Source organism: Lutibacter sp. (assembly GCF_041596795.1).
GTDB lineage: Bacteria > Bacteroidota > Bacteroidia > Flavobacteriales > Flavobacteriaceae > Lutibacter.
In genome coordinates, this window is the sequence record NZ_JBFHHX010000126.1 from 1 (window position 1) to 9,520 (window position 9,520).

Annotated in this window: 9 protein-coding genes and 1 tRNA gene; 4 read left to right on the forward strand and 6 right to left on the reverse strand. The window is 31.0% G+C overall.

The genetic code is table 11. The features are described 5' to 3' along the window. The 4 genes from ABY298_RS12635 to ABY298_RS12650 form a co-directional block, all read left to right on the forward strand. Positions 1–1,065 (forward strand): glycerol-3-phosphate dehydrogenase/oxidase (locus ABY298_RS12635; protein WP_372746421.1); only part of this gene is annotated, 1,065 nt, incomplete at its 5' end. Between the two features lie 66 nt (positions 1,066–1,131). Beyond that, positions 1,132–2,628: a glycerol kinase GlpK gene (gene glpK / locus ABY298_RS12640; protein ID WP_372746422.1), complete on the forward strand. Its 1,497-nt coding sequence runs from the start codon at positions 1,132–1,134 to the stop codon at positions 2,626–2,628. 32 nt (positions 2,629–2,660) lie between these two features. Beyond that, positions 2,661–3,398 (forward strand): MIP/aquaporin family protein, encoded by a 738-nt coding sequence (locus ABY298_RS12645; protein ID WP_372746423.1) that lies wholly within the window; start codon positions 2,661–2,663, stop codon positions 3,396–3,398. 33 nt (positions 3,399–3,431) lie between these two features. After that, positions 3,432–4,202 (forward strand): hypothetical protein, encoded by a 771-nt coding sequence (locus tag ABY298_RS12650; protein WP_372746424.1) that lies wholly within the window; start codon positions 3,432–3,434, stop codon positions 4,200–4,202. 103 nt (positions 4,203–4,305) lie between these two features. Here the strand turns inward: ABY298_RS12650 and trpB are convergent, their stop codons facing one another. From trpB to ABY298_RS12680, 6 genes are all read right to left on the reverse strand, one after another. After that, positions 4,306–5,511, reverse strand: coding sequence for a tryptophan synthase subunit beta (gene trpB, locus ABY298_RS12655; RefSeq protein WP_372746425.1), 1,206 nt, complete (start codon positions 5,509–5,511; stop codon positions 4,306–4,308). 170 nt (positions 5,512–5,681) lie between these two features. Continuing rightward, positions 5,682–6,689 carry a methylmalonyl-CoA mutase family protein gene (locus tag ABY298_RS12660; protein ID WP_372746426.1) on the reverse strand — a complete coding sequence of 336 codons (1,008 nt, stop codon included), beginning with the start codon at positions 6,687–6,689 and terminating at the stop codon, positions 5,682–5,684. 1 nt (position 6,690) lies between these two features. After that, positions 6,691–8,001: a methylmalonyl-CoA mutase family protein gene (locus ABY298_RS12665; protein WP_372746427.1), complete on the reverse strand. Its 1,311-nt coding sequence runs from the start codon at positions 7,999–8,001 to the stop codon at positions 6,691–6,693. A 42-nt stretch (positions 8,002–8,043) separates the two neighbouring features. After that, positions 8,044–8,364: a septum formation initiator family protein gene (locus tag ABY298_RS12670; RefSeq protein ID WP_372746428.1), complete on the reverse strand. Its 321-nt coding sequence runs from the start codon at positions 8,362–8,364 to the stop codon at positions 8,044–8,046. Positions 8,365–8,370: 6 nt separating this feature from the next. After that, positions 8,371–8,979 carry a uridine kinase gene (gene udk, locus ABY298_RS12675; protein ID WP_372746429.1) on the reverse strand — a complete coding sequence of 203 codons (609 nt, stop codon included), beginning with the start codon at positions 8,977–8,979 and terminating at the stop codon, positions 8,371–8,373. 239 nt (positions 8,980–9,218) lie between these two features. Next, positions 9,219–9,292 (reverse strand) — tRNA-Thr (locus tag ABY298_RS12680). Positions 9,293–9,520: the final 228 nt, after the last annotated feature.

Consider the following 9,520-nt stretch of genomic DNA (forward strand, 5'->3'; position numbering starts at 1 on the left):
ACTCGTTTGGCTATTAATACACTTCAAAGTGCTACAGAACTTGGAGCTATAGTAATTAACTATTGTTCAGTTAATGGATTGTTGAAAGATGATAAAGGAATGGTTTGTGGAGTGAAGTTTTTTGATGAGGAAGGTGAAAAAACATACGAAATAAAAGGAAAGCAGGTTGTGAATGCAACCGGGGTTTTTGCTGATGATGTTTTAATGATGGATTCTCCAAACGCTGAAAAAACAATAGCGCCAAGTCAAGGTGTGCATTTAGTATTAGATAAGTCTTTCTTGCCAGATAATGATGCTATTATGATTCCTAAAACGGATGATGGTAGAGTATTATTTTTAGTGCCTTGGCACGGAAGAGTTGTAGTTGGTACAACAGATACTCCTATAAAGCAAGAATCATTAGAACCAATTGCATTAGAAGAAGAAATAGAATTTATTTTAAAAACTGCTTCTAGGTATTTAACCAAAGCGCCTAAACGCAGTGATGTATTAAGTGTTTTTGCAGGGTTAAGACCATTGGCAGCAGCTAAAGGAGAAGGTAAGAAAACAAAAGAAATTTCTAGAAGTCATAAAATTTTTACATCTGATTCAGGTTTATTAACTATGGTTGGTGGAAAATGGACTACTTATAGAAAAATGGGTGAAGATTTAGTTGATAAAACCGAAGTTAAAAACGGATGGGCTAAAATACCTACTAAAACAAAGCATTTAAAAATACACGGATATAAAGAAAATGTAGATCATAATAACCCTTTGTATTTCTATGGGTCTGACGAGGCTGCAATTTTAGAATTGGCTTCAAAAAACAGTAATAAAAATTATATAAGCGAAAAACTTCAAGTTATTGAAGCTCAGGTGTTATGGGCAGTTGAGAATGAAATGTGCCGTACGGTAGAAGATTTTTTAGCACGTAGAACAAGATGCCAATTGTTAGATGCTCGTGAAAGTATAAAAATGGCTGCTAAAGTAGCGGAAATAATGGCTAAAGAATTAGGAAAAGATGAAGCTTGGCAAACCAAACAAGTGGAAGATTATTTAAGTGTAACAATGAATTACATTTTATAAATATAATAGTAAAAATTAACCAAAATAAATAGAATAATAATTATTAACCAGTAAACCCAATATATAATGAAAAGTAAATTAATATTAGCCTTAGATCAAGGTACAACGTCATCCAGAGCGATTTTATTCAATCACAATGGTGAAATTGTAAGAGTTTCACAAAAACCATTCGAACAAATTTTTCCTAAACCAGGATGGGTGGAACACGATCCAAATGAAATATGGTCATCTCAAATATCTGTGGCTGCTGAAGTAGTAGCTCAAGAAGGAATTTCTGGAGAAGAAATTGCTGCAATAGGTATTACAAATCAAAGAGAAACTACTATTGTGTGGGATCGTGAAACTAGTGAACCAATTTACAATGCAATTGTATGGCAAGATAGAAGAACGGCTAAATATTGTGATGAATTAAAAGCGGAAGGTCATATTCATATGATCAAAAAGAAAACAGGATTGGTATTAGACGCTTATTTCTCTGCTACAAAGTTAAAGTGGATTTTAGATAACGTTGAAGGAGCACGTGAAAAAGCTGAAGCAGGAAAATTATGCTTTGGTACTGTAGATACGTTTTTAGTTTGGAAATTAACAAGAGGTAAAATGTTTATTACTGATGTTTCTAACGCAAGTAGAACTATGTTGTTGAACATTCATACATTAGAATGGGATGAAGAATTATTAAAATTATTTAATATTCCAAGAGCAATTTTACCAGAAGTAAAAGAAAGTAGTGAAATTTACGGAACTACAGCAACAACTTTATTTTCAACAAAAATTCCTATTGCAGGGATGGCTGGAGATCAACAAGCAGCATTATTCGGGCAAATGTGTACTAAGCCAGGTATGGTTAAAAACACTTATGGAACAGGATGTTTCTTATTAATGAACACAGGTGAAAAAGCAGTTTATTCAGAAAATAATTTATTAACCACAGTTGGGTGGAAAATAAATGGTAAAACTACCTATGCGTTAGAAGGAAGTGTATTTGTTGGTGGTGCTGCTATACAATGGTTGCGTGATGGTGCAAAAGTTGTAAAAACAGCTCCTGGTATTAATCATTTAGCTGAAACAGTTCCAGATAATGGTGGTGTGTATTTTGTTCCTGCTTTAACAGGTCTAGGAGCTCCTTACTGGGATCAATATGCTCGTGGTGCAATGATGGGAATTACTCGTGGAACTACAGATGCGCATATAGCTCGTGCTACTTTAGAAGGAATTGCTTTTCAAGTATATGACATTGTAAAAGCTATGGAAGCTGATGCAGGTGAAAAAAGTATTGAATTAAGAGTTGATGGTGGTGCTGCTGCTAGTAATTTATTAATGCAAATTCAATCAGATTTATTCGGATTTAAAATCATTCGTCCAAAAACATTAGAAACTACAGCGTTAGGTGCTGCTTATTTAGCAGGTTTAGCCGTAGGATATTGGGATAGTGTTGATGATATTCAAGCTCAATGGAGTGTGGATAAAGAATTTTTCCCAAAAATGGAGAATGGTAAAGTTGAAGACATGTTACGTTACTGGCATAAAGCAGTAAAATGTGCTCAAAACTGGATTGAAGATTAATAAATTATTTAATAATTATAAAAAATTAAAGTATGTCTATACTAGTAGCAGAAATATTAGGAACAATGTTGCTTATTTTATTAGGTAACGGAGTTGTAGCAAATGTTGTTCTAAACGGAACAAAAGGAAACAATTCAGGTTGGATTGTTATAACAACAGGTTGGGCTTTGGCGGTTTTTGTTGGAGTTGTTGTTGCGGGTCCATATAGTGGAGCTCATTTAAACCCTGCGGTAACAATTGCTCTGGCAACTGCAGGAAAAATGTCTTGGAGTTTAGTACCTGAATATATTGCAGGTGAAATGATTGGAGCAATGTTAGGAGCATTTTTAGTATGGTTGTTTTATAAAGACCATTTTAATGCAACTGATGATGAAGGTGGTAAATTAGCTTGTTTTAGTACAGGTCCAGCAATTAAAAACACGTTCTCTAACTTAATTAGTGAAATTATTGGAACATTTGTATTGGTGTTTGTAATATTTTACTTAGCAGGACCAAGTCTTGATATTATGGGAGATGTAGATGCTAAAGCCATTATTGGATTAGGTTCACTTGGTGCTGTTCCAGTAGCGTTTTTGGTTTGGGTAATTGGTTTATCATTAGGTGGAACAACTGGTTATGCTATTAATCCAGCACGTGATTTAGGACCAAGAATTATGCACGCTATTTTACCGGTAAAAGGTAAAAGCGATTGGGGATACGCTTGGATTCCTGTTGTAGGTCCAATTATTGGTTGTGTTATTGCAGCTTTATTATATGTTGCTTTAGTTTAATAGTATTAGTTAATAAAATTTAAAAATATAATAATGAAAAAATTAGTATTAATAGTATTGTTGGCAGTATGTTCTGTTCAAATGAGTGTGGCTCAAGAAGCTGAATTGAAGGATGGACCTGTTGATTTTTCAGTAAGTGTTCAATCAAACCACTTGTGGAGAGGTTTGGTTATTACAGATAAACCTTTAGTTATGGTTCTTACAACTTTTAAATTAAATGAGTCTGGTAGTTTTACAACAGGTTTTTGGGGTGGAATGTCTATGTCTAATGATGCTGACGGAACACATTACAAAGAAATAAACTATTACATGCAATATGCAAAAAATGGTTTCTCAATTGGATTATGGGATTTATTTAATACAAGAGGTGTTGCTGCTCCAGATGTTTGGGATTATGACAAAGAAACTACAGGGCATTTATTAGATTTAAGAACATCTTATAATTTTGGTGAAAGTTTCCCTTTAACTTTAGAAGCTGACTTTTTATTATTTGGTAGCGGAGATTCACAATATGATACAAACGGTGATTTTGAACAACGTACTTCATCATATGTTCAGGTTTCTTACCCTTTAGTTAGAAATTCAAAAGTTAATTTAAGTGGTTATGTTGGTGCAGGATTCTCATTAAATGGAGATACACATTTATATGGTGATGGAGACGAAAATTTTGACATTGTTAATGTTGGTTTAACGGCTTCAAAAACGTTAAAACTTATGGATTTAAATATTCCGGTTTCAGCAACAACAATGTGGAATCCATCTACTAAAATTGCAAGAGTGCAATTAGCAGTAAGTTTATTCTAAAATAAAAATATTTACACAGAGTTCTTTTAATTTTACAAAACCCTTAATTATAGTTTAAAAGCTATAGTTAAGGGTTTTAAATTTTAATATAGTTTAAAGTAAATTAATCTCGGATTCCGTAATTTTCAACTACGTAGTCTAAATCTTTGTCTCCACGACCACTTAAATTTACTAAAATAGATTCTTTTGGAGATTTTTGAGCTAATTTAATGGCATATGCAACAGCATGTGAGCTTTCTAAGGCAGGTATAATACCTTCTAATCGGCTTAATTCAAAAAAGGCATCAATACATTCTTCATCAGAAATGCTGTCGTATGTTACTTTGTTTAAATCTTTTAACATGCTGTGCTCTGGCCCAACACCAGGATAATCTAATCCACTGGCAATTGAGTGCACTGGAGCAGGTTCGCCTTTTTCATCTTGTAAAGTATAACATTTAAAACCGTGAATAATTCCAGGTTTTCCTTTGGTCATAGTTGCAGCGTGATCGCCTAATTTATCTAATGATTTTCCTCCTGGTTCAATTCCAAATAATTTACATTCATCATCTTCTAAAAATGCTGAAAATATTCCCATTGCATTACTTCCACCACCAACACAAGCAACAACATTGTCTGGTAACTCACCAGTCATTTCAAAAAACTGATTTTTAGCTTCAATACCAACAATACGTTGAAAATCGCGTACCATCATTGGGAAAGGATGTGGCCCAACAACCGAGCCAATACAGTAAATAGCAGTAATAGGATCTTTTAAATATGCTTCAAAAGCACTATCTACCGCTTCTTTTAATGTTTTTAATCCGTGAGTTACAGGAATTACTTTTGCACCTAAAATTTTCATTCTAAGTACGTTTGGGTATTCTTTTGCAATATCAACTTCGCCCATATGAATTTCACATTCTAATCCAAAATAAGCTGCTGCTGTTGCTAAAGCAACACCATGCTGTCCTGCGCCAGTCTCTGCAATTAATTTCTTTTTCCCCATATGTTTAGCTAGTAAGGCTTCTCCCATACAGTGATTTAATTTGTGTGCTCCTGTGTGATTTAAATCTTCTCGTTTTAAATAAATTTGACCACCATATTTTTGAGATAAACGGTGACAATGATAAACAGGTGTTGGTCTTCCTTGAAAGTGTTTGCGAATGTCGCGTAGTTCAGCAATAAATTTATGTGACTTGCTAATTGAAAAATACGCATCATTAATTTTTTTCATTTCTTCTTCTAAATTTGGCGGAATAAAAGCTCCACCATATTCATTAAAAAAACCTTCTTTGTTTGGGTATTTTTTGAAATAATTTTCTGGCATTGTAAAATTTTTAAAAGTATTATGCTAATATGTTTTTAACTAAAAAATTTAGTTCAACTAAAGTACTTAATTTTTTTTCAGCAGTAATAACCAATTTTAATAAATTAACTAGTTTTTTACAATGATTTTATAAGGTGTAATAGGAAGTTTATGAAACTATTTTTAGAGTATTATTTTTTTTGAAGTTGTAAAAAAAGCTCCCAAGAGTTTAAAATTATTTCCTCAGTTTTTTTTTCAATACTTGTAGAACCTGCCCAAGGATCTACGGTACGTGTTATGTTGGTTTCTTCGTTAATTATTTGAAAAACTGCTTTGGATGAAATTACGCTTTGTGCACCACCAAATACTGCGTTTAAAACTTTTATATGCGAGCTAAAATTACTGTTTAAATGTATTTTAAGTGCAGACGATTTTATGTTTTTAGGCTGAAATTGTAGCAGCATTTTTGACCACAAGATTCTTACAGCTCTCATTTTTGAAATTTCTACAACAGGATTTTTACCTAACTCAATAGTTAAGGCTAATTTTGGTGCAATTTCATCAATTTTAAAGCCTTTGGAAATTAAAGTAGTAATAAATGAAAAGCATTCAAGCAAAAAATATGCAAGTTCAGTTTCTGGATTATAATCTTTACTTGTTTTAGATGGTAAAATAGTTATTGATTTAAAATTTGATAAATTTTTATCAATATAAATTAAGAAATCATCAATAAAAGTTGATTGCTGTTTTTGATTAAGAACTACTGATATTTTTAAGTTTTTTTCATCAAATCCAAGTTCGTGAGCGGCAGCAAAAAACAATTTTAATATTGAGATGATATCTTCGTTGGCGCTTAGGGTAATTTCAATATCGTTTAAAGGTATTTCTTGAAGTAAAATTTTAAAATCTTCTTTTGTGTTTGCTATAATTCCTAAAGCTTCTGGGTTTGTTGAGGTATTAAAGTGAAATACACAATTTTTGTATCCAGTAAAAATATGTTCTTTTAAAAAGTTATTGCATTTTTTAGGAATTGAAAAATCGATTAATAATTGTGTGGTTAAATTTTTTTGAATAAACATGGTGGTGTCTATCCCTCGTAAAAATGGAGCGGTTCCTGCAATAAAATCCTCATGTTCAAAATAAGAATTTTTTTCAGTTTGCGTTTTAATAGAAAGTTTGGAAAAATCTTTACGCTTCATTTTAAATTTTCTTTTGTTCTATTTTTTCAGACAGTCTTTTAGCAACAATTGGAATAATAAGTGTTTTTCTAATGTTTTGTGTATTTAGTACATCAGAAAAATAATTAAGTTTATCTTCTTTAGTTTGTGTTTTATATTTATTTGCACCTACTAAAATTGATTCGCCAGTATTAAAGCTATCTTGTTCTTTTTTAGCGTTTTCGGCTATTTTACGTTGAATAGTTCCGTCTTTTAGCTGTTGTAAAAATCCACCACCATTTTCAATTTCTTTAAAAATAGATAATGCTTTTTCTGCAATTTGTTTGGTAATAGATTCTATATAATAACTATCGGTTGTTATATCTTGGCTGTTGTTATTTGCTAATTCATCTTTTAAACTAAGTAACTGATTTAAATTAGTTTTGTTGGGTAGATTGTTTAAAATTGTGTGTGCGCCACCATACACGCCACTTGTAAATTCTAAAGATGTTCTTTGGCAGTTGTTTGTATAGTTGTAAAGTGTTTTGTTTCTAAAACTAGGCTCAATACAAATTATTGGGGTTGTTGCAATAGCGTATTGTTCACAAATTAATTGATATAGGTATGTAAAGGCTCTTATTTTTGAAATTTCAAAAAAGAAATTACTGCCTATAGCAAAATTAAACTGAATTTTTGAAGCTATTTCTGCTCCAAATTTTTGAAAATACTCATTTGCATGTGCCAAAGCATAAGCAACTTGTTGAACTGTATTTGCACCTGCATTTTGATAAATAGAAACATTAACAGCTATAACGTTTTTATTTTCATGTTTTTTAAGCAACCTATTTATTGTGTTAAAATCATCATTTAAATTAGTAAACCAATTTCCAGTTTTGGCAAGATTTCCTATACTATCTATATTTAAATAAATGGTTTCAGAGTTTAGGGTTTTACAAAGTGCATCAATAAATTTTTCTGATAAAAAAGATAAATGAAAGTGAAATTCAATGTTTTTATGTAGTAAATTTTGAAATAAAATAGTACTATCAAAAGGCTTTAAAGCTATAAACTTTATTGAATTCATACCTTTTTCAATATAGGTTAATGCTAAAGAATTTGCTTCTTCGTCGGTTTTTATATAAACAGCCTGACAAATTTTATATTTATTTGAAGAAGGTGGAACTAAAACTTTTTCAAAATAATTGGCATGATAAAAAGGTTTTATTGTAATGCCTTCATTTGTGGGTGTTAAAAGTGTTTTGTTGTAATCGGAACCTTGTAATTCAAATTGAATTTTTTGTTTCCATGCAGCTGCAGAACCAGGTTGAAATTCATCTGTAAATAAAATACTCATAGTTTTTATAGTTCAACAGTGCAAAAGTTAGGGAATAAATTTTTATTTTTCTTCTAAAGTATCATATTCAATAATATAAATGTCTTCATTGTCCTTTTTCATTTTATATTCTTCTCGTGCAAATTTTTCTAACTCTTCTTTATTTTTAAGCTTTTTAATTAAATCGTTGTCATGATTTATTTCGGTATTGTAATATTCTTTTTCACTATTTAACTTATCAATTTCTCTGTTAAATTCTCTGTGTGTTAAATAAGAGTTTTCATCAAAAAACAACATCCAAACAATAAAAACAGTTAAAATTACAACATACTTATTTGTTATAAATTTTACTAATGGTTTATTTGTAAATTGCTTAAAAGTCATATTTAATTACCTCAGTTTATTACTAATTACAGTTCTTACAATATCAATTGCAACGGTATTATATCTGTCATTTGGTATAATAATATCGGCATAATTTTTTGTAGGCTCAATAAATTGCTGATGCATTGGTTTAAGCGTGCTTTGGTATCTATTTAAAACTTCATTAACATCGCGTCCGCGTTCCTCAATATCTCTTTTTATACGTCTAATTAAACGCTCGTCGGTATCTGCGTGAACAAATATTTTTATGTCAAATAAATCTCTTAATTCTTTGCTATTAAAAATTAAAATACCTTCAACAATAACTACTTTTCTTGGATGTGTAATTAACGTGTCTACGGTTCGGTCATGTGTAACAAACGAATATACCGGTTGTTCTATTACTTCACCTTTTCTTAATTTGTTTAAATGATTTACTAATAAATCAAAATCAATAGCTTTTGGATGGTCAAAATTAATTTTTGTACGTTCTTGGTACGATAATTCGTGTGTAGCGTTGTAATACGAATCTTGAGAAATTACGCAAACTTCATCTGCAGGTAATTCATGTAAAATCTGATTTACAACCGTTGTTTTTCCACTTCCAGTACCTCCTGCAATTCCTATTATAAGCATGCTATATATTGATTTGTTATGCCGCGAATTTACTAAATTTTAATAGTATTTTTTTCTAATTTATAGAAAATTAAAAAGTCCCTTTAAATTTAAAGCTAAAAAAAACACCAATCTAAAAAAGATTGGTGTTTTATTGGAGTCGAAAGAAAGAATTCCATCGGCTGCCATAGGATAACTTCTCATCCACTTTAATTCATATTCAAAAAAAAGCACTAACCTTAAAAAGGTTAGTGCTTTTGAGCCGATAGAGGGACTCGAACCCACGACCTGCTGATTACAAATCAGCTGCTCTAGCCAGCTGAGCTACATCGGCTTATAACGGGTGCAAATTAAATTACTTTAAAGTTAATTACCAAATATTTTTTCACTTTTTTTTAAAAAATATTTATTGCCTTTTTTCTAGTAATTTTTGTGACCTTTATTTAAAAATTGTATCTTATATTTATATAAAAGATATACAGATGAAAAAAATAGTTTTAATACTAGTATTGTTGATGATTTCAACTAGCAGTTTCGCTCAGAAAAAACCAAAATTAAAAGG

What these genes read in the sequence shown, in the direction of transcription:
- glpK (WP_372746422.1), top strand. Translation starts at nt 1,132, where the DNA reads ATGAAAAGTAAATTAATATTAGCCTTAGATCAAGGTACAACGTCATCC.
- ABY298_RS12645 (WP_372746423.1), top strand. Translation starts at nt 2,661, where the DNA reads ATGTCTATACTAGTAGCAGAAATATTAGGAACAATGTTGCTTATTTTA.
- ABY298_RS12650 (WP_372746424.1), top strand. Translation starts at nt 3,432, where the DNA reads ATGAAAAAATTAGTATTAATAGTATTGTTGGCAGTATGTTCTGTTCAA.
- trpB (WP_372746425.1), bottom strand. Translation starts at nt 5,511, where the DNA reads ATGCCAGAAAATTATTTCAAAAAATACCCAAACAAAGAAGGTTTTTTT.
- ABY298_RS12660 (WP_372746426.1), bottom strand. Translation starts at nt 6,689, where the DNA reads ATGAAGCGTAAAGATTTTTCCAAACTTTCTATTAAAACGCAAACTGAA.
- ABY298_RS12665 (WP_372746427.1), bottom strand. Translation starts at nt 8,001, where the DNA reads ATGAGTATTTTATTTACAGATGAATTTCAACCTGGTTCTGCAGCTGCA.
- ABY298_RS12670 (WP_372746428.1), bottom strand. Translation starts at nt 8,364, where the DNA reads ATGACTTTTAAGCAATTTACAAATAAACCATTAGTAAAATTTATAACA.
- udk (WP_372746429.1), bottom strand. Translation starts at nt 8,979, where the DNA reads ATGCTTATAATAGGAATTGCAGGAGGTACTGGAAGTGGAAAAACAACG.